Annotated in this window: 19 protein-coding genes; 9 read left to right on the forward strand and 10 right to left on the reverse strand. The window is 46.9% G+C overall.

Going from position 1 to position 20,936, the window contains the following annotated elements; translation table 11 throughout:
• The first annotated feature begins 1 nt into the window (after position 1).
• A complete protein-coding gene (locus tag A8806_RS03200; protein ID WP_109729692.1) occupies positions 2-685 on the forward strand; it encodes a response regulator transcription factor in 684 nt (227 codons plus the stop codon).
• Positions 675-1,991: a sensor histidine kinase gene (locus tag A8806_RS03205; protein ID WP_109729693.1), complete on the forward strand. Its 1,317-nt coding sequence runs from the start codon at positions 675-677 to the stop codon at positions 1,989-1,991. The genes A8806_RS03200 and A8806_RS03205 overlap by 11 nt, the downstream gene beginning before the upstream one ends.
• A 362-nt stretch (positions 1,992-2,353) precedes the next feature.
• Here the strand turns inward: A8806_RS03205 and A8806_RS03210 are convergent, their stop codons facing one another.
• Entirely contained in the window at positions 2,354-3,367 is a 1,014-nt protein-coding gene (locus A8806_RS03210; protein WP_181368560.1) for a LacI family DNA-binding transcriptional regulator, read from the reverse strand.
• A 286-nt stretch (positions 3,368-3,653) separates the two neighbouring features.
• Here A8806_RS03210 and A8806_RS03215 point away from each other — a divergent pair, with 286 nt between their 5' ends.
• The 3 genes from A8806_RS03215 to A8806_RS03225 all read left to right on the forward strand — a co-directional run bounded on the left by A8806_RS03215 (position 3,654) and on the right by A8806_RS03225 (position 7,718).
• Complete coding sequence (locus A8806_RS03215; protein ID WP_109729695.1) at positions 3,654-5,456, forward strand: aminopeptidase P family protein; 1,803 nt, start codon at positions 3,654-3,656, stop codon at positions 5,454-5,456.
• 49 nt (positions 5,457-5,505) lie between these two features.
• Positions 5,506-6,924, forward strand: a complete 1,419-nt coding sequence (locus tag A8806_RS03220; RefSeq protein WP_109729696.1) for a YfcC family protein — start codon at positions 5,506-5,508, stop codon at positions 6,922-6,924.
• Positions 6,925-7,010: 86 nt separating this feature from the next.
• The gene (locus tag A8806_RS03225; RefSeq protein WP_109729697.1) at positions 7,011-7,718 is read left to right on the forward strand and encodes a DUF975 family protein; all 708 of its coding nucleotides are present in this window, start codon (positions 7,011-7,013) and stop codon (positions 7,716-7,718) included.
• 26 nt (positions 7,719-7,744) lie between these two features.
• Here the strand turns inward: A8806_RS03225 and A8806_RS26070 are convergent, their stop codons facing one another.
• Positions 7,745-7,882, reverse strand: a complete 138-nt coding sequence (locus A8806_RS26070) for a hypothetical protein (protein ID WP_181368561.1) — start codon at positions 7,880-7,882, stop codon at positions 7,745-7,747.
• Positions 7,883-7,948: 66 nt separating this feature from the next.
• A complete protein-coding gene (locus A8806_RS03230) occupies positions 7,949-9,181 on the reverse strand; it encodes an AraC family transcriptional regulator (RefSeq protein ID WP_109729698.1) in 1,233 nt (410 codons plus the stop codon).
• Positions 9,182-9,344: 163 nt separating this feature from the next.
• On the opposite strand from A8806_RS03230, the gene A8806_RS03235 reads away from it, so the two are divergent.
• From A8806_RS03235 to A8806_RS03250, 4 genes are all read left to right on the forward strand, one after another.
• Positions 9,345-10,229 carry a sugar phosphate isomerase/epimerase family protein gene (locus A8806_RS03235; RefSeq protein ID WP_109729699.1) on the forward strand — a complete coding sequence of 295 codons (885 nt, stop codon included), beginning with the start codon at positions 9,345-9,347 and terminating at the stop codon, positions 10,227-10,229.
• A 48-nt stretch (positions 10,230-10,277) separates the two neighbouring features.
• On the forward strand, positions 10,278-11,471 hold the full coding sequence (locus A8806_RS03240; RefSeq protein ID WP_109729700.1) for a Gfo/Idh/MocA family protein: 1,194 nt from the start codon (positions 10,278-10,280) through the stop codon (positions 11,469-11,471).
• A 53-nt stretch (positions 11,472-11,524) separates the two neighbouring features.
• Complete coding sequence (locus tag A8806_RS03245; RefSeq protein WP_330405234.1) at positions 11,525-12,535, forward strand: Gfo/Idh/MocA family protein; 1,011 nt, start codon at positions 11,525-11,527, stop codon at positions 12,533-12,535.
• Positions 12,536-12,623: 88 nt separating this feature from the next.
• Entirely contained in the window at positions 12,624-13,487 is an 864-nt protein-coding gene (locus A8806_RS03250) for a sugar phosphate isomerase/epimerase family protein (protein ID WP_109729702.1), read from the forward strand.
• Between the two features lie 47 nt (positions 13,488-13,534).
• Here the strand turns inward: A8806_RS03250 and A8806_RS03255 are convergent, their stop codons facing one another.
• The 7 genes from A8806_RS03255 to A8806_RS03285 form a co-directional block, all read right to left on the reverse strand.
• The gene (locus A8806_RS03255) at positions 13,535-14,476 is read right to left on the reverse strand and encodes an ROK family glucokinase (protein WP_109729703.1); all 942 of its coding nucleotides are present in this window, start codon (positions 14,474-14,476) and stop codon (positions 13,535-13,537) included.
• 30 nt (positions 14,477-14,506) lie between these two features.
• Entirely contained in the window at positions 14,507-15,421 is a 915-nt protein-coding gene (locus tag A8806_RS03260; protein WP_109729704.1) for a sugar phosphate isomerase/epimerase family protein, read from the reverse strand.
• Between the two features lie 196 nt (positions 15,422-15,617).
• Complete coding sequence (locus A8806_RS03265) at positions 15,618-16,505, reverse strand: phosphatidylserine decarboxylase (protein WP_181368573.1); 888 nt, start codon at positions 16,503-16,505, stop codon at positions 15,618-15,620.
• Positions 16,506-16,520: 15 nt separating this feature from the next.
• Positions 16,521-17,198, reverse strand: a complete 678-nt coding sequence (locus A8806_RS03270; protein ID WP_109729706.1) for a CDP-alcohol phosphatidyltransferase family protein — start codon at positions 17,196-17,198, stop codon at positions 16,521-16,523.
• 43 nt (positions 17,199-17,241) lie between these two features.
• Positions 17,242-18,303: a lysylphosphatidylglycerol synthase transmembrane domain-containing protein gene (locus tag A8806_RS03275; protein WP_109729707.1), complete on the reverse strand. Its 1,062-nt coding sequence runs from the start codon at positions 18,301-18,303 to the stop codon at positions 17,242-17,244.
• A complete protein-coding gene (locus A8806_RS03280; RefSeq protein ID WP_109729708.1) occupies positions 18,293-19,015 on the reverse strand; it encodes a phosphatase PAP2 family protein in 723 nt (240 codons plus the stop codon). Before A8806_RS03280 ends, A8806_RS03275 begins: the two co-directional genes overlap by 11 nt.
• Before the next feature lie 205 nt (positions 19,016-19,220).
• Positions 19,221-20,915, reverse strand: a complete 1,695-nt coding sequence (locus A8806_RS03285) for an AAA family ATPase (protein ID WP_109729709.1) — start codon at positions 20,913-20,915, stop codon at positions 19,221-19,223.
• Between the last annotated feature and the right edge of the window lie 21 nt (positions 20,916-20,936).

Genomic DNA, 20,936 nt, shown 5'->3' on the forward strand with positions numbered 1-20,936 from the left:
CGTGAGAATTTTATTGATTGAAGACGATCTGGAATTGTGTGAGGCCGTGCGCCTCCATCTTGTGAAGGACAACTATGACACAGATATCTGCAATACAGGGACAGATGCTTTGTTTTACGCATCTCACCAGGCATACGACGCCATCATCCTGGACCGGATGCTTCCGGGCGTTGACGGCATGACCATCCTGCAGTCCATCCGCAGGAACGGTATCCAGACCCCCATCATCCTCGCCACTGCCATGAATGATATCACGGACCGGATCGACGGTCTGGATGCAGGTGCAGATGACTATATTGTAAAGCCATTCGACGTGCTGGAGCTGATGGCAAGGATTCGCGCGCTGACAAGAAGGCCTGCCGCAATCCTCCCCGGACACAGCCTCACCTTCGGCGACCTTGAACTGTTCAAAGAGAAACACGAGCTTTCCTGCGGCGGGCAGCTTCTCTCTCTTTCTAAGAGAGAATCCGGCCTGTTTGAATATTTCATCAAAAATGCAGGGCAGGTCCTGCCCCGTTCCCTCATCCTTACACACATCTGGGGACCGGATACAGAAGTCGAGGACGGAAATCTTGATAATTACATCCATTTCTTGAGAAAACGTCTGAGGGCCCTCAACAGCCGTACTAAAATCGTAACCATTCACGGTGTGGGATACCGCATGGAGGAATCTGATGTTTCATAAACTAAGGAAAAAACTGACTCTGGCCTACACGGTTACGACCGGCATGGTCCTTGTCTGCGTTCTCGCAGTCATCCTGTATACGACAGAGCGCTCCATATCCGAGCGCAACATTGAAAACTTTGAAAAGAATATCATGGAGCTCAGTTCGAAGCTGCAGTACGGCAGCTCCATCTCCCAGTCCTGGCTGACAGATCAGGAAATAGAGAATCAGCTGATCATCCACATCGAAGAAAATACCGTTCCTTTCTTGTTTCCAGGTTCCTATACTACGAAGACGGACAGGGACCTCCTCGTAGAAAAGGCTAAAAACATGGCAAGCAAACAACAGGTCAGCCCGGATATCCCCCCTGTCTCCACCTCTCTCCAAAAAACAGACATCATGTCCCTAAACGGCGAAAATGGAGACTCTTATCTGGCCTATGTCATGGTCACGCCGTCGCAGACCGGTGGTTTTAAAAGCATGGTGGTCCTGCACGATAACCGGCAGAAAAAGATGCAGATCAAAAACGGACGCATCCTGTTCCTCACGACGGGCCTGTCCGGCATTGCCGCCATCTTTCTTGTGAGCTGGTTCTTTGTAGGACATTCCTTAAAGCCGCTTGCGAAAAACAGAGAAAAACAGAACGAATTTATCGCTGCCGCCTCCCATGAGCTGCGCTCCCCCCTTGCTGTCATTCAGGCCTCTTCCTCTGCAGTTCTGGAGGATACTTCCAGATCCGGGGAGTTCCTGGCGACTATACAGAAAGAATGCAGACGGATGGGGCGGCTTGTAAATGACATGCTGGTCCTTGCCTCCGCCGACACAAAAGGGTGGCACGTGGCACGTGAACAGATTGATATGGATACCCTGCTGTTAGACATCTATGAACATTATGAACCCCTGTGTTCAGAAAAACACGTTCCGCTTTGTATCAGCCTTCCAGACGAACCCCTGCCGCCTGTCCTCGGAGACAAAGAACGGCTGGAACAAATCTTCTCCATCCTGATTGACAATGCGCTCACCTATGGTACAGGGAAGGGCGGCACCGGCAGGAATCTGCCCGTAGAACTGAGGGCAGAAGTTTCAAAACACCATCTCTGCGTATCTGTAGCCGACCACGGCCCCGGAATCACAGATGAAAAGAAACCACAGGTCTTCGACCGTTTCTTCCGCACCGACCAGTCCCGCAGGGATAAGTCCCACTTCGGCCTTGGCTTAAGCGTGGCAAGAGAACTGGCACATCTGCACGATGGCACACTCACACTCACAGACACGGCCGGGGGCGGATGCACATTCACACTCAGACTAAAGAGAGGGAACTTTTAGGTGACGGGGACGCCCCATGTAAGGTTTGGTAGCCGGGGCTGTATATGCCGCTGCGAAATGCACACCGTGTTGCTAACGGATTCTACTAAAAAATGACACCTGAATGACAGGTACAGAGAACACATCACGAGAAATCTGATGATTTCTCGCGCTGAGTTCTCCAAAAATATGATTCGGAATCATATTTTTCCCTGCCATTCAGGTGTCATTTTTTCTAGAATCCGTAAGCACACTCTAGCATTTTGCAGCGGCATATACAGCCCCGGCCACCAAACCTTACATGAAGCTGGTCCATCCGACAGGCAGAAAATCATATCGATTGTCAAGCATTAAAATGAACAAAACATTTCAAACAAAAAAAATTAGCATAAGGTAGACTGCCTGTGGATGAGCCTGCATGTAAATTCCTGATAGGTAAACTCCTCTTCTTTCCCGGCGAGTATAGCCAGTATTAGTTTTGCCGCATACCGCCCCATTTCGTGATAGGGGATGGTAATGCCTGTGACGGACGGGTATGTGATGGCGTAGAAGTCTACGTTGTTAATGAAGATGTTCTTCGGATGCTGGGGCAGTACGACGCCATTTTTCAGTATCTCGCGCTGGATCAGGTAACCGATGTCGTAGTTATGGGAGATTGCGATATCAAATTCATGGGTGTCCATGTATGCCTTCAGACCCGGGTAAATATTTTCCGGACACCGGTATTTCACCGGGATCACTACATGCTCCAGATCGCACTCCGGGTAGATTCTGGCGGCCATTTCTGCAAACTGGGGATATTTGTTGTTTACAAATACACCCTCGTTATCTACAGAGAAATACCGGATGGTCCTCAGCTGCTTCTGCCTGCAGAACAGGACGCATTCTTCCAGCACATCGTCGAAGGCGTGCGGCTTCGGTGATTTTTTTGAAAATACGCCGTCCATACAGACAACCACGTAGGGGATGTCATATTTCTCCGCAGGCTCTACAAACTTTTCATGTTCTTTATTAGAGATATAGATCAGCCCGTCGATCAGGTTTGATTTATAGCTGTTAATATAGGATGGTGAAGTGTCTTCCTTCTTCTCATAAAACAAGGTCAGTGTATAATTCATCTTATCCAGATATCTTCCGATACCCTCGATGGTATCGAGAAAAGACTGGCGGCTGTAGTCCCACGCACAGACGATGCCGATGGCAGTACATTTCTTATTCCTCATACTCCGTGCCGCCTCGTTGGGGACATAGTGGTATTCTGCAATGACTTTTCTCACCCTCTCCTTTGTCTCCTCACTGATACGCTTATCGTTCCGGTCATTGAGCACATAGGAGACGGTCGCCTGGGACACTCCGCATATTTTTGCTATCTCTTTTGCTGTAATATTGCCTTTCATACAAATCCCCCGATTCAAAGTTAGTCGTAATGCCGTTATGTTTCCTGAAAGTTTTTTAAAAAATTGCACAACATTTTCCATTCTATCTTGTATTTCTTATTGATTTATGCTAATATAAATCTTGCTTATAGGTATAAGCAAAAAACTTTATTGTCATTATAGCAGTAATTTGTAAGCTCATCAAGGGCACAAATTATTTATTTTTACTTTTTTGCTTATACGATTAACCTGCATTTCTGGTATTGTCAGCTGCCAGAATAACAAGGATAATGTCAGGAGGTTTTAAATGTCAGGAAAAGAACATGTATCTGCCCTCAGGGACCTGATGAGGCAGGAACACGTGGATGCAGTCTACATCGGTACTGCAGATCCACATCAGAGTGAAGGCGTCGCGACACACTGGCGTGCCATGCAGTGGTTCAGCGGATTTACCGGAACTACAGGTTACTGTGTAATCACTCTGGAAAAGGCCGCATTCTGGAGTGACGGACGCTATGCGGCGCAAATGGAGCGCGAGCTAGACAGCAGCGTCTTTGAACTCTGCAACACCTCGGTGCAGGGAACACCGGGATGGATGGAATGGCTTGTAAAGAATGTGGGCGCCGGTTCCGTTCTTTCTATGGACGGCGAGGTCCTATCCATTGCTGATTTCAGGAAATGCAGGGACTATCTGAAGCAGTATGATGTCAGCATCCGGCATGAGGTGAATTATCCCGGGATGCTTTGGAATGACCGCCCCGATATCCCGGATGCACCGGTCTGGGAGCTCGAGCTTCCCTATGCAGGCGAATCCAGAAAGGATAAGATTTCCCGCGTGCGCTCTGCCATTTCGGACAGGAATGCCGATTGTTATCTGGGCTGCTGTCTGGATGATGTGGCATGGCTTACGAATTTAAGGGGAGGGGACCATCCGATCTACCCGATTTTTCACGGATATCTGCTGATCACCCCGAAAGAAGTCTGCCTGTGTATGGATGAGGAAAAACTCAGCGCTGCCATCCGTACCCATCTGGAGGAAGACGGAATCAGCATCTTTCCGAGAAACGAAGTGTTCCCGCTTATTTCAAGGCTTACATCCGGCAGCAGGATTCTGATGGATCCGTACAAAACAAGCCTGAAGCTTTTCGCTTCTGTCCCAAAAGATGTACATATCATCGAGCAGATGGATATCATCACTTACCTGAAAAGCCGGAAGAATCCGACAGAGCAGGAGAATATCCGGACAAGCAACCTCAAGGAAAGCGCCGCGATTGTCCGTTTTATCCGGCATATTTATGACCGGCTGGAAACAGGTACTGTGACAGAATACGACCTGGTCCGGGATCTGGAGATTTTCCGCAGGATGGACCCGGACTACCTGATGCCTGCCAATCTGGCGATCATCGCTTATGGTCCGAACGCTGCCCTGCCCCACTACCGTCCTACTGAGGAGATACATTCCGAGGTAAAGAAAGAAGGAATGCTGCTGTTCGACATCTGTGCCCATTATAAAACCGGCACAACAGACATTACCCGGGTGATCCCGACAGGCCCGTGCACGGAGGAGATGCGTACCGACTACACACTGGCACTAAAATCCAATATTGCACTGGCCACCCAGCGATTTGTCTACGGAATGACCGGCGATGTCCTCGACGGAGTCTCCAAAGCTGTCCAGTGGAATCATTCCCGCCATTTCGGACATGGAACCGGACATGGGATGGGCTATCTGCTCTATGTACATGAAGGTCCGGGAAAGATCATTACCGAATTTGCACCGCCGTTCCCGTATGCCAGACAGGTGCCACTCGATACCGGCATGCTCTTCTCCGATGAGCCGGGAGTGTACAAACCGGGCAGGCACGGGGTCCGTCTGGAAAATAATCTTCTTGTTCAGGAAGAATGTGTAAATGAATTCGGGAGATTCCTGAAATTTGAAACTGTAACCTTCTGCCCATTTGAACGCAGCCTTATCCTGACCGGGCTGCTGACAAAAGAGGAAACAGCATGGGTGGACCATTACCACGAAGAGACTTATCACAAGCTCTCCCCTTATTTAAATGAAGAGGAAAAAATCTGGCTGGGGGAAAAGACACAGCCGCTTGTGTAAAGTTTCAGAATCTGACCAGTTATTACTTATCAAAAAGGAGTAAGAAAAAATGAATGAGAATAGTGAGAAACAAAAGAAGAAAAAGTGGGACATACAGGTTCCACACACATATTTTATCATCTTCATGATATTGATTTTATGTGCGATACTCACCTATGTCCTTCCTGCAGGTTCTTATGACCGCGTGGAAAATGATACCGGGAGGATGGTCGTTGTAGCCGATTCCTTCCATGAAGTAGAATCCAATCCGATTTCACTGATGGATTTCCTAAAGGCTGTCCCGTCCGGACTGGAGGCACAGGCAGCTTTGATCTTCTTCGTATTCGTCTGCGGGGGAACCTTCGGTATCTTCGACGAGACTAATGCACTGAATGTGGGGATCAATAAAATCGCCCACCGGCTAAACGGAAAAGAAACCCTGATGATTATCGCCATCACCACTATTTTCTCCATCCTCGGTGCAACGATGGCATTCGACCCCCAGGTAATTATGTTCATCCCGCTCGGTGTCGCCCTTGCCCGTCGATGCGGTTATGACGCCATCACCGGTATCGCAATGGTGCTCGGCGGTGTATATGTCGGATTCTCCTGTGGTGCCCTGAACCCTTATACAACGGCTGTTGCACAGGGAATCGCCGGTGTCCCGCTGTTCTCCGGACTCGGTTTCCGTGTGGTATGGCAGATTGTTACACTTGTCTTCACATGCGCATACATTATCCGCTATGCGAAAAAGGTGAAGGCATCTCCTTCTACAAGCTACTGTTATGAATTAGGGTTAAGCGAAAAAGAAGCACACGAGAAAGAACAGGCAAATTTCACAACAAAACTTTCCGTACGCCAGATTCTCGTAATCCTTGTTCTGTTCGGCGGATTAGGATGTGTTGTATATGGTTCCCTCAAATTATCCTGGGGTACATCAGACATGGCTGCCGCATTCTTCGGAATGGGACTGCTCGCAGGTATCATCGGGGGACTTGGTGGAAACAAGATCTGTACATCCTGGATCAAAGGTGCTAAGACAATGGTATTCGGTGCCCTTGCTATCGGGCTTGGACGCGCCATCCTGATCGTCCTTGAAAATGGTATGATCATGGACACCATCGTTTCCGGACTTTCATCCCTGCTGCAGATGCTTCCGTCATCACTGATCTCGATCGGTATGCTGATCGCCAACGTAGTCATTAACTTCTTCGTTCCATCCGGAAGCGGACAGGCTACACTTGTTATGCCATTCATGGCGGCCATCGCATCCCTGACAGGAGTTACAATGCAGACAGCAATCGTGGCATTCCAGGGTGGCGAAGGATTTAGTAACGCAGTCATCCCGACCAGCTCCACAACGAATGCCTGCCTCGGCGCCGGAAACGTAGGCTATGAGAAATGGGTGCGCTTTGCAATGCCGATGTTCCTGATCCAGCTTGTTATCTGCGCCGTGTTCACAATTATTGCATCTGTAATTGGACTGTAGGAAAAAAGTTTCCTGTGAAATAAGAAAGCACTGTCGGCTGTATATTCAAGAAATGGAGGAATGGTCCCGGCAAAAAGCCGGGGCCTGTGATAGAAATTATGGTATGGTCATCAAAAGAAATCAAGAAAAAAGGACTCACCTGCTTAAATAAAAACTTTATACAGGCCTATCTGGTGGTTCTGGTAATCCGACTGATCGCAGATATCCCTGCACTCTTCTTTAACCAGGGCAGCAGTATCCGTTCTCTGTCTCTGTCAGGCTCCGCCCTGCTCCTTGCCATCCTGCTTGCTGGCACTATTTTTATTTATCTGCCACTGAATGCAGGAAAGAACAGGTTTTATATGGATCTGAATGACGGCAGCGCAGAATTTGATACCCTGTGGCATTTTTTCACCCGGGGGAAAAAGACATACCTTTCTATCGTAAAAGGAATGACCGTGAGATATCTGACCGTCCTTGCCGGCGGCCTGATCCTGATTGTACCGGGAATCATGCAGTATTACCGCACATTTTTTACTCCGTGGATTCTGGCACAGCATCCGGATATGACCGCAGGCGTGGCAATGCAGAAAAGCCGTGAAATGACGGCCGGGCAAAAGATGAACCTCTTCATCATGCAGCTGACATTCCTAGGCTGGATTGCTCTTTGCTTCTTCCTCTCCTACCGTTTCAGCCTGATCCTGCCGACCGGCATAGGACGCGCGGTTTCGACAGCCATCTATGCGCTTCCTGCAGCCTATTACCATGCGGCTGTCGCAGCATTGTATACAAAGCTGTCACAGCATCTGCTGTAAATAATATATCAGAAAGTCTGGGTGAGTTAATTCTCATCCCGGACCGCCTGATAAGCTATCAATACAATATCTTCTTTCGTCTCTTGCTTCAGTTTTTCCTGAAGTTCGTTAATCTCGGTAATACTTTCATTCGTGATATCCGCTATCTGGTAGTTCTGTTCCATATTCTCACCTCATCCATAGTATACGGCATCCTTTAGAAATTATGTAAATCCCAGTACAGGACTTGCTCAGGCTTTTTTCAGGTTATTCCGGTAACTGCTCGGGCTTGTCCCTACATGCTGCTTAAACAGCCTCGAAAAATAATTCATATCATCAATTCCACACATCTTAGCAATCTCCCCTACCGGAAGCTGTGTAAGATTCAGCAGCCGGATTGCGTAATTTAACCGCTCCTGATTCACGAATGCCGTAAGGCTGGTTCCGGTTTCTTTTTTAAAAAGAGTCGAAAGGTAGTTCTTATTCATGGAAAACTTTTCTGCAATTGCCTTCAGCGTGAGGTCCGTGTCCGGATTCAGCCTGATATGGGTCACAATCTTTTTAATAGTCGGCGAATAATCTTCCATCGAGTATGTCCGCACAAGCATACAGTACTTCCGGGGAATGTCCTTGTAGATGCTGTCAAGCTGCTTTATGTTCACGGCATATTCTATGAGTGCCGTAATTCTGTTGACCTCTGTGTCCACATAGACCGGATGAACACCACCCGACTGGGCAGCTTTGCGGCAGATTGTGTTGAACATGATCAGATTATTTTTCTGGTCACGCAGCGAATCCGGAAAGTGCTGCTTTATAGAACTTAAACTGAGCTTTTCTCTGATTTCTTCTATCTTTTCCAGATTTCCTTCCATTATATAGGCACACAGCCGTTCTTCACTCTCATATTTGCTCTCCATATAGACAATCGAACTCGGGGTTGGCTTTGGTATCATATCCGTATGGTCACTAAACCCCGCCTGATGCGTATTCAAGATCAAATGGGGCATGGAAAGTTTCTCTTCCCCCCACAGGAACTGTGCCAGATTTCCAATCAGGCTCTCCATCCCATGTTCTTCAGGAATCACAGGGAGGGACACATAATACTGCTGCATAAAGTCCTGAAAATGTTCCGGAAGGCCTGCTTTCCGGCAGTATTCATCGACACGTGTCATTGTAAAAGGAACATAGGTGAACGGACCCACGACAAAGAGGGCCGGAGTTTCCTGTGGCAGTCTGACGAAGATGTACTCGCACCCGAAACGGTCTGTCCCCCTTCCAAGAATATGCTTCTGGTAAATATCCATGCAGTCAGCTGAGATATTCTTACAGAAGGTGCGGTAGTCTGCTTCCGTATAAATGGATCTGCGTAATTCATGATCGAATAGCGCCTCCCAGAGAAATGGATATTGAATGATTCTGGAGGATATCCTCATCTCAGACAATATGGCCTGTGTATATGACAGTAACAATTGATTATCAGGCATAGCTGTTCTCCTATTCGCATTTATTACATTAATATTAGCATAATATTCAGGGTGTCTCAAATAAATGTAAAAAATTTACTAATTTCAACAAATACTGGAATACCTACTATTTTTTTTCAGGGCTATACTTAAATCATATCATAAAAGAAGGAGGTAAACAGGTATGGAGGAACAAATCCATATATCAGGATTTGCAGACGAAATCAGCCCGGATTTTGAACAGCAGCTTAAGGTTGTCACGGAGCTTGGAATGCACTACATTTCCCTGCGTTCCGCAAACAAGAAGGGAATTGCAGACTATACCGTACAGGAAGTGCAGGAGGAATTAATGCCCCTGCTTTCCAAATACAGCGTAAAAGTATCATCTATCGGTTCTCCGGTCGGAAAGGTAGACATAGAGGACGAAGAAGGATTCCAAAAGCAGAAACTCCAGCTGGAAGAGCTGTGCCGGATCTGTAAGTTACTGGACTGCAGTTATATCCGTATGTTCAGCTTTTTCATCCCGGAAGGAAAAAATCCGGATGATTTCCGCAATACAGTCCTTGAAAAAACCAGACAGTTTCTGGATATTGCCAGACAGCACGGCATCATCCTGCTCCACGAAAATGAAAAGGATATATATGGGGATACGAAGGAACGCTGCAGAATACTATTTGACGAACTGAAGGATCCACATTTTTACGCCGCCTTTGATTTTGCCAATTTCGTACAGTGCGGTGAAGACCCGGAGGAATGCTGGAACCTGCTTAAGCCTTTCATCAGGTACATTCATATCAAGGATGCTGTCTCTTCAAATCAGGAGAATGTTGTCTGCGGCACGGGGGAAGGAAAGATCAAACTCTTATTGGACCGCGCCATCCGCAAAGAAGGATATACCGGGTTCCTGACCCTGGAACCGCATCTGGTGCTGTTTGATTCCCTGGCTTCATTAGAGACTACGGCGGCAGAAAATATCATTAAAGAAAACAAAGCCAAAGACGGCAGGGAAGGGTACGCCATGCAGTACCATGCATTATGCAGCATTTTAGAAAAAATCGGACAGCCTTAATACCATGCAGTTATCTGTAAAACAAAAAAGAAAAGTGAGGAGAAAAATATGAAAAAGATTCGTTTTGGACTAATTGGAATTGGTGCACAGGGAGGCGCTTATGCCGGATTTCTGACAGGGAAAGGAGGCTTTCCGGGAATGCCCGCGCCTGAGTGCCCGCCACATTGTGAACTGGGGGCGCTGTGCGATATTGACCCTGAAAAAGAAAAAATGTGCAGGGAAAACTATCCGGAATATCCATTCTATACAGACTGGAAAGAGATGGTGGCTTCCGGTAATGTAGACGCTGTCATCACGACTGTCCCCCACTACCTGCACCCGGAGATTGCAATCTACTGTCTTGAGCACGGTATGAACGTACTTGTAGAAAAGCCTGCCGGTGTATTTGCAAAATCTGTGCGCGAGATGAACGAATGCGCGGCAAAACATCCTGAAACTGCATTTGGTATTATGTTCAACCAGCGTACCAACAAACTCTACCAGAAGATTAAAGAAATCGTGGCTTCCGGTGAAATGGGAGAAATCCGCCGTTCCAACTGGATCATTAATTCCTGGTGGCGCCCGGACAGCTATTATGCACAGAGTGAGTGGCGCGCTACATGGGGCGGAGAAGGCGGCGGTGTACTCGTTAATCAGGCACCTCACCAGCTGGACCTCTGGCAGTGGATCTGCGGTATTCCAAGTAAAGTATATGCCAAATGCCTGTACGGATGTCACAGGGATATTGCCGTAGAAAACGACGTGACCATTGTAACAGAGTACCCGAATGGGGCGACAGGAACCTTTATCACCTGTACTCATGACCCGATCGGGACAGACCGTCTTGAAATAGACCTTGACGGTGGCAAGATTGTAGTAGATTCCAGCCAGACTGCTACCGTTTACCGCCTGAAAAAGGATGAAAAAGAGATGAATGAGACCATGAGCATGATGGATGTTGCCAAGCTGACTATGGGCAATGCTTCCGGCGCAGACGGCATGTACACCGTGGAAACATTTGAAAATACAGATGGCTGGGGCGTTCAGCATACGACTGTAATGGAAAACTTCGCCCTGCATATTCTGGAAGGGACTGACCTGCTCGCACCTGGTTCAGACGGCATCAACGGCGTAAATCTTGCCAATGCCACCCAGTTGTCTTCCTGGCTCGGAAAAGAGGTAGACAACCCGGTAGATGAAGAACTGTACCTGAGCGAACTGAACAAGAAAATTGCAGAAGAAGGTAAGTTCCCGGCCAGATAAGCCGTTCCGGGTATATTCCGGATTTCGGCAGAACATAAAAAGGACTGGAGGATATGAATAAGATGAAAAGTGCAGCCGTAATTGGTTTAGGAGACATCTCCGCAATACATATCGCGGCAATCCGGCGCAATCCTGATATTACACTTAAAGCAGTGTGCGACATTGATGAAGGGGCTCGTTTACGCGCCCCTGAAGGCACTGCATTTTACACGGATTACCATGAAATGATCCAAAAAGAACAGCCGGATGTGGTACATGTCTGCCTGCCGCATTATCTGCATGTACCGGTATCCAAAGAGGCCGTTAATCTGGGAGCACATGTTTTCTGTGAAAAACCTGTCGCCATGAATACGGCTGAGGCTGAGGACTTTGCCGCCTTTGAGACAGCCCATCCGGACAGACACATCGGTATCTGCCTGCAGAACCGTTTCAATGAATCGGTCGAAATGCTCAAAGAGCTGATCGACAGCGGACAGTTTGGAAAGGTATCAGGCCTAAAAGGGTTCGTCCCCTGGGCACGGCCGAAGTCCTATTATGATGAAAAGCCCTGGCGCGGCACATGGAAACATGCAGGCGGCGGCTGCATGATCAACCAGTCCGTACATACACTGGACCTGCTCTACTATTTAGGCGGTCCAATTGAGAGTATTAACGCCTCTGTATCCCAGCTTCTGGATTACGGCATAGAAGTAGAAGATACCGTATCTGCCGCACTTAGGTTTGAAAGCGGGGCACAGGGCCTGTTCTTCGCAACTAACGCCAATTATAAAAACGAAGGCGTACAGATTTCGGTACAGACCGGGGGCGCAGAATTTTCCATCATCGATAATGTGCTCTACCAGACGGAACCGGACGGGAATAAGAAGCGCCTTGCAGAGGATGCAAAGATGCCAGGGGAAAAGTTCTACTACGGCGCCAGCCATGAAAAACTGATCCGGGCATTCTATCAGGCGATTGAAAGCGGCAGCCAGGACTATCTGCATGTCAAAGACGCTGTCATGAGCATCCGGCTGATTGACGCGATTCAGCAGTCAGGCCGGACAGGAAAGCGCATCAGGCCCTGAGAGGCACATGTAACTAAAAATGAACTGTTGTAACTGTTCATGGTCCTGAACAGTTACGAACTGTTTTTAAATAGGGAGGAAAACTGTAATGGAAAAAGGATTAATCGGCATACAGATGAGCACGATTAAAGATAAAATTAATGAGTTAGGGGCCTACGGCACGCTGAAGGCATGTGCGGAACTTGGCTACCACTGTGTAGAGGTCAGCCAGATTCCAATGACCCCTGAAAACGTAGCCGGCATGAAAAAAGCATCGGAAGAATTCGGTGTAAAGATTGCAGCCTGCTCTGCATCACTCGAACCAATGTTTCCGGGAATGCCCGGAGAGTATCTTGTGAGTGATTTTGATAAAATTGTAGCAGACATGAAAGAACTCGGTTGTGACATGCTGCGTATCGGCATGCTGCCAATGACCTGCATGGGAAGCCGCGAAAAGGCACTGGACTTCGTAAAACGGGCAGATGAAATGGCAGCCCGGTTAAAAGAACACGATATCGACCTCTACTACCATAACCACCACGTAGAATTCGCAAAGTATGACGGCGAATACCTGCTGGATATCATCAAAGACACAACCAGGCATATGGGATTTGAACTGGATATCCACTGGATTCAGCGCGGAGGAGAAAACCCGGTTGAATTTATCCGGAAATATGCCGGAAGAATCCGCCTGCTCCACTTAAAGGATTACCGCATCGGAGAACTCCGTATGCCGGAAGGGGATTTTGATCCACAGAAATTCATGCAGGCGTTCACTGACATCGTAGAATTTGCAGAAATCGGGGAAGGCAGCCTGCCTGTCCAGGAATGCATTCAGGCCGGACTGGAAGGCGGAAGTGAATACTTCCTCATCGAACAGGATTCTACCTACGGCAGGGACCCGTTCGAGAGCCTGAAAATCAGCCGGGACAACCTGATCAAAATGGGCTACGGCGACTGGTTCAATTTATAACAATAACAAATCCCCATCGGAGCTTCTTTTCCGGTGGGGATTTTAATTTACCCTATAATCAGTTTTACACCGCCATAGATACCTGCCTCATTTCCGAGGGATGCCAGACGGAATTCCGTATCTCTTGACGCATGAAACGCATATTCCACATAATGCTCCCTGATAGCATCAAGCAGGATATCCCCGGCTTTTGCCACTCCGCCTCCAATAACGAAAGCCTCAGGATTCACAACGCAGGCAATCTGTGCCAGCCCCTTCCCGAGCATGCGTCCCAGCTCACTTACCATGACCACGGCAGCCTCATCCTTTGCCTTTGCCGCATCAAAGATATCCTTCGCGCTGAAGGTTTCGATGCTTCTCAGCGAACTATCTATATCTTTATGTGCGTCCAGATATTTCTTTGTCATGCGGACGATCCCTGTCGCTGAAGCATACTGTTCCAGACACCCCTTCTTTCCGCATCCGCAGCACTCTGTTTCGTCATCTGTCATCGGCAGGTGCCCGATCTCTCCTGCCGCACCGTTATACCCTGCCAGAATATGCCCGTCAATGATAACACCGCCTCCTACGCCGGTTCCCAGTGTGATCATGACAATATTGCTGCAGCCTTTTCCGCCGCCCTGCCACATCTCACCAAGAGCCGCCACATTTGCATCGTTTCCTGCCTTCACCCGCATTCCGGTAAGTTCGCCGAGTTCACGCTCCACATTGAATACATCCCACCCGAGGTTCACACATTTAAAAACGGTACCGTCCTGTCCGACCGGACCGGGAACACCCATGCCAATCCCTTCCACATCCAGATGGGAGATGCCTCTCTCACTCAGTTTTTCATAGGCTGCCTCCGATATATCCCCCAGAATAAACTTTCCGCCGCTCACGGTGCGGGTCGGTATCTCCCACATCTCAAGCAGGTTCCCGTCTGTTTCAAATAATCCCAGCTTTACAGTCGTTCCGCCTATATCTACTCCAAATGCATATTTTTTCATTTTCACGTATCCTCCTAAACTGTGGCTGTATTATATAACAAAATTCCTAAGATATTTTGCACTCAGTAGTACTGCCTTCTTTGCATCTTCCAGATTTTTCTCAAATGCCTTATCTTCCACCTCGATACATGTATATCCGTCATATCCGATATCGGTCAGCGCAGAAACATATCTGCCCCAGTCCACATCCCCGAGTCCCGGAAGCTTTGGGGACATATATTCAAGCGGGGCCGCCATGATTCCCACATCGGCAAGCTTATCCTGGTATACTTTGATATCCTTATAATGTACATGGAAAATCTTATCCTTAAACTCATAAAGAGGTCTGATATAATCAATCTGCTGCCATACAAAATGGGACGGGTCGTAATTAATCCCGAAGTTCGGGCTGTCAAGGATCTCAAATACCTTCCTCCAGTTTGCAGGAGACGTCATCAGGTTCTGCCCGCCCGGCCACTCATCTTCTGTAAATAACATCGGACAGTTTTCAATCCCGATCTTCACACCTTTTTCCTCTGCATACTTTACGATTGGCGGCCATACTTCCTTTACAGTCTCCAGATTCTCCGTCACCGTTTTCTTTGGGTCGCGCCCTACAAACGTAGTAATCATATTCACATCCAGCATAGCCGATGCATCGATTAGTTTATACAGGTGTTCAATATAACTCTGACGCTTTTCTATGTCCGGCTCCAGTGTATTCGGGTAGTATGCAAGGGAAGATATCTCCACATTCCTGTCTTTACAGTACTTTTTAATGTATGCCGCCTTGTCTTCATTCATATTTGCAGCATCAATATGGCTGACCCCTGCATATCTCCTCTGTGCGCCCCCCTGCGGCCAGCACGCTACTTCCAGGCATTCCAGATGATTCTCAGATGCAAAATCCACGACTTCCTCAAATGTCATTCCGTCACAAATTGCTGTAATAAATCCTAACTTCATAGTTTGACTGCTCCTTTCGTTACGATACATATTCTTATTCACATTTCTATTAGTACAGATTCTTCTTTTTGTCTTCTTTATTGTAACGAAATCTGTCCCACTAAGCTTTTCACTTTTTGTCTGACTTTGTAGTACAAAAATGACATTTTTTAATCTGACTGCCTTAAGGCATGCAAAAAGGTCAAAAATAATACCCTTATTTTTGACCTCTTATTGATTCTCCGATACGCTCACCCATCTTTACGATTGTCTCATAACCGGACTGTGTATTCTGAAACAGCCGTTCATCCATCCTGACTGCATCTTTCTGGAACAGCAGGATCACCGTGGAACCGCCGAATTCGAAACGCCCTTTTTCTTCGCCCTTTTTTACAAGGCATGCTTCATGGTAATTGGTAATCCGCCCGACCATCAGGGCCCCCACTTCCATCATCAGTACCGTCTTAAAATGTCTGCTCCTTAAGAGTGAGTACTCCCTTGTGTTCTCCTTATAAATGGGGACGACATCGTTCGCCACAGGATTCACCGTATGAAAGATCCCGGGGATATGGCAGTTTTCTGACTTCATCCCGTCATCAACGTAACAGTACCTGTGATAGTCATCGACCGTCAGCCTGAACACAAACGCCGTTCCCCCTTCATAATATGCTGCAAGTTTCGGCGACCGGAGGAGAGATTCCACTGTATAAGACGTGTTCTTAATATTGAATCTGCTTTTTTTACCTTTTTCATGGACAATCGGGTAGACACTCAGCTTTCCGTCGCACGGGCTTGTAAGTGTCCACTCGTCTCCCTCCATGATACGGACCCCGTCCTTCAGTTTCCGTGTGAAAAAATCGTTATAAGAACGAAAACGTTCCTTCTCGCAGACACTTAAATCAATCTGGTTCGCCTTCACAAACGGGACAATCAGGACCCGTGACCAGCTTCTGTCCAGCAGCCAGCCGCCTGCTCTGGAAACAAACGGGCAGATCAGAACTTTCAGAATCCTACGCCCCGCGCGGCTCAAATACATCCTCTTCAGCAGTCTGTCCTGCCCGGAATCTGCTGTTGTTATCCGTCCTTCTCTGTCAATATACTTCATCATTTACCCTCTCTCTTATAACCTTCTCACCCAATACAGCCAGGGCCATCCCGGATGGAAGCTGATACGGTAACGGGTAAAAACAATCATAATGACTACTGCGGCACCGACAACGGCAACCAGCACAGCAAGTGTGGCATTCTTCGGCTTTTTCAGCCGGAAGTCAACAACAAACAGGATTCCCACGATCAGCAGTGCCAAATGAAGACAAATTCTGAAAATCGAATCCGGAACGAAAAACTGGATCATAAATACGAGGGGCAGCACAATCGCCATCGAGGTGATTGGAAGTCCTCTGTAGAACTTCTCCCCGCTCTCTGTCACAAGTGCATTCTTTGCCTCCATGACATTGAAGTAAGCAAGCCTTATGACGGAGTTCACACAATACACCATAATGACCGCGATACCGATCGGCCCCCTTACCCCCAGCAGATAACAGATCAATGCCGGGAAGGCTCCGAAACAAACCACGTCACACAGGGAATCTATCTGGATTCCAAAGGACTTTTCATCCTCCGTCCTGTCTTTCTTTCTGCGCGCAATCTTACCGTCAAACATATCACACAGGCCCGATAACGCAAGACACAGGATTGCCGTCTTGAACCTTCCGTGAACCGCCTGAGTCATCCCGAATACTGATGTGGCAAGGCTGATATAAGTCAGTACCACTGTATAATTATAAAAACCAATCATCTTATTCTCTCTCTTCTCATTTAGATTTTATCTTTCACCACATTTATCCCTGCGCCTCACAACACGGTTTCTCTGCCGCTTCTTTCTGTCTGCGTCCTATGGTAAGATGGGCAAACAGGGTCATTGCCGCACTGAGCAGCAATTGTACGTAGTATGCAATCCCCCTGCTTAAAACCATGCCCGGCAGAAGGAGTCCTGCGGCAAAAATGCCTTTGAATATAATCAGGAACAGATTCTCACTGATCCCCATGCCGCCCGGGAGGGGAAGCATATCAACCGATACCGACACTACCGCCTGCAGCATCACGACATCATAGATGTGTGCCCCGTGAAGCCCGAATGCCTTATACACAAACCATGTTACAAAAAACAGGGCAAACCTCTGTAAAAATGTTATGGCCAGCACATTCACAATCACTCCTGCATGTGTCCTCAAATACGCCGCCGTTGCATTATACTGGTCCATCGAAGCAGACAGTTTCTCTGTACGGTTTGGCTTATGCTTTAAAATGTGCAGCCGTTCCAGAATCTTCAGGCACCACATCATAATCCCTTTCGCCAGGGCCGGGTGGAATGCCAGAATCGACATGGCAATGCAGCATGCAACATTCAGACCCACCCCCAGGTAAAACACCGGCAGAATCCCTTCCAGATACTTATGTACAAACCCCCTCTGGAAGAATGCAACAAACAGTCCGATAGCAACGAGGACTGACTTATATGTTATTGTAACAATCATCAGCACTAATGTCGATACCGGAACCGGAATTTTATTCTTTCTCATATAATATATCTGCATCGGCTGCCCGCCGCTCGCAGATGGTGTGATGGCGCTGAAGAAGAACCCTACACAGGAATATAAGAAACAGGTCCACTTCTTCGTATGGATTTTCAGGGTGCCCATCATATAATGGATAATGATGGATTCCCCCCAGATAAAGAAGACCACCCCCGCCACCCCGGGAATCAGGTACAGTGGATTCGCCTTTAAAATTGTCCGGATAACGGCACGCAGATCTTCTCCTTTAAATACGCTGTAAATTGTCAGTGCAAACACAAGCACAACGAATGCCGCGTTCGCAATCTTTTTCTTCTTACTCGTCACAGTTCACTCTCTTTCCCACAGGTCTTACCCTCCTGTGAAAACATTTCTGATACAGCCAGTCAAATACCCTCTGGGGATATTGATAAAGCCGCGTATGAAAAGCCAGCCAGTATGTACCTTCTGCCAGTATGATGCCTGCTATGGCATCTACAATATAGTGCTGCTTGGTCAGCTGCGTCGAGACACAGACAAGCAGTGCAAAAAAGCAGGAAAACATCCGGTAGCCCTTCGGTATATTCTTTTGCCGGCGGATCCCGATATAGCAGAACCAGCTTACGAGACAGTGGATGGACGGGAACAGCCTTGTGGGCGGGTCAATGCTGTAAACAAACAAAAGCACCGAATCCCAGAATCCCGGTTCCGCCAGCACAGGCCTGATATTCGTGGTAGGCATAAGCAGGTAGAAAGTCCCGCATATCAGTCGTGACATCATGTCTGCCACCGCAAAACGAATGCAGTATTCTTTCCCCTGCCTCGCTATGATTATGTAATTTACAGTCCAGAAAAGGTAACACCCTAAGTATACCGCTGCAAACGCAGGCACTACCGGGACTGCCCTGTCAATCGGAAGTGTGAGGTCATAATGCTTCCAGTTTTCTGTAATACGGTCCGTTCCCATATAAACAATAAAATTAACCGCCAAACAGGATAACAGAGGAAATACTGCATATGCCGGTATGATTTTCTTTAATTTCCCAAGCCTGTTTCCCATGATGTCCAACTCCTTTTTATCTCGGTCTAGTGACTATTATAACAGACTTTTTGAAAGATGCACCGGTAAAGTAGGTTTCTTAATGAATTCATAATAAATCTTTCAAATTTCTTCCAATATATTTCGGTTTTCTTAGGGAAATTCCTGTAATTTATTGTATATTAATACAGCTCAGGCTTTTTGCGCCTGAGCTGTACGTTTTTCTTTATGCTCCTGTTTTCATTACAAGACATTCCTTCCGGTAAAAACAAAGGCCATACTTTTTAATATTACTATATCCCTCTGTCCGTAATCCCGCTTCATAATTTTTTTCTTCGATTTGTTTCAGCGCCTCACGGCATACATCCTTCATTTTACTGAAATCATCCGTTATTTTTAACTCCAAAATAACGGCGGATCCCCTTACGGACGGCGTCTTTAGTATAATATCCGGTCTGCCTGTACCACTTTCCCGATTAGACCAGACGCTATATTTCTTTGACGTTTTCAACAATCCGGTAAGAAAACCGTGGTAATAATTTTCTGCATAATCAAAGAAGCTAATCGTATCAAGAAGCTGTTCTGAAATAAAATCTCCAAAGGCTTCACAGTCGCCGCTGTCTATTGCCCGGAATAATGGGGTCGTGTCCGACCTGCGTACCTTTTTATCATACCACGTTAATATCATATTGCGGTAAATCGAGCGAATTTCCGCATTTGGGATGGACAATTCTAAGAAGATATCTTCTCCGATCTGACGCTCCCCTGTACTTTTCAGATATCCGGTAAAATATAGGAAATTCCACAGATTATCCTGTGATTCATGGATATCACCATACGTGATATCTTCGTGAACCCGTTTTTCTATCGTCTCGCCTGCAATCAGGCTCTCTAATTCCTTTTTTGTTTCAAAATCCGCATTCTCCACCAATTCCCTGACAATACTGTTGGATGACGTATTCGACCAGTAAGCCTTTGGGAAAGCATTGATATCAATTGTAGCCGTTTTCACATAATTAATGATACTCCAGGGATTATAAATCTCTGTATTACCAAAACAGTAGCCGTCATACCATTCCTTCAATTCTGTGAACTTCTCTTCTATTTCATAATAAGAAACCATATCTTTTACTTCTTCTTCGGTAAATCCAAATCTGTCTGAATACCCTGGGGTCAGAACAGAATATATCACAAGATTATTTAGCCCCGTAAATATACTTTCCCTGCTGATTCTCAGGCAGCCGGTAACCACAGCGAATTCGAGATTCTGGTTGGTCTTTAGCGCAGATTCAAATAATGAACGGATAAAGGTAATCATCTCGTCATAAAATCCTGCAAAATAGGCATTTTCTAATGGTACATCGTATTCATCAATCAGAATAATGACATTTTTTTGGTGAAACTTCGACAGGCAGTAGGATAAAAATTCTAAAGACTTTGCATTGTCCAGCTTCCCTGCCCTGCGTTCCATAAGGGCTCTGAAGCGCCCCTTCTCTTCTTCTGTCAGTTTATCTGTCCCAAGTATATAAGAATGTCTTTTGTATTCTTTGGCGATCTCATCAATCAGGCTTGCATATGCCATCTCATAATCCGGCTGTTTACCAGATTTCAATGATAAATTAATAACCGGATATTCTCCCTGCCATGACATATAGGATTCTCCGCACGCAGAAATTTTTAGGTCTTTAAAAATATAACCGTTATCAATCTTACGCCCGTTATCATCCAGTTCCAGTTCAAAAAAACGTCTGATCATGCTTTGGTTCAGCGTTTTCCCAAAACGGCGGGGTCTCGTAATCAGGTTCACCTTTGCCCGGTTATCCAGAAGTTCTTTTATCATCAGCGTTTTATCAACATAATAGAAACCATGTTCAATCAGTTCCCTGATATCTTCATACCCTATGGGGATCATCTTTTTCATTTTATCACCTGCCTCCTTGAT

Source organism: Faecalicatena orotica, assembly GCF_003149245.1.
Taxonomy (GTDB): domain Bacteria; phylum Bacillota; class Clostridia; order Lachnospirales; family Lachnospiraceae; genus Faecalicatena_A; species Faecalicatena_A orotica.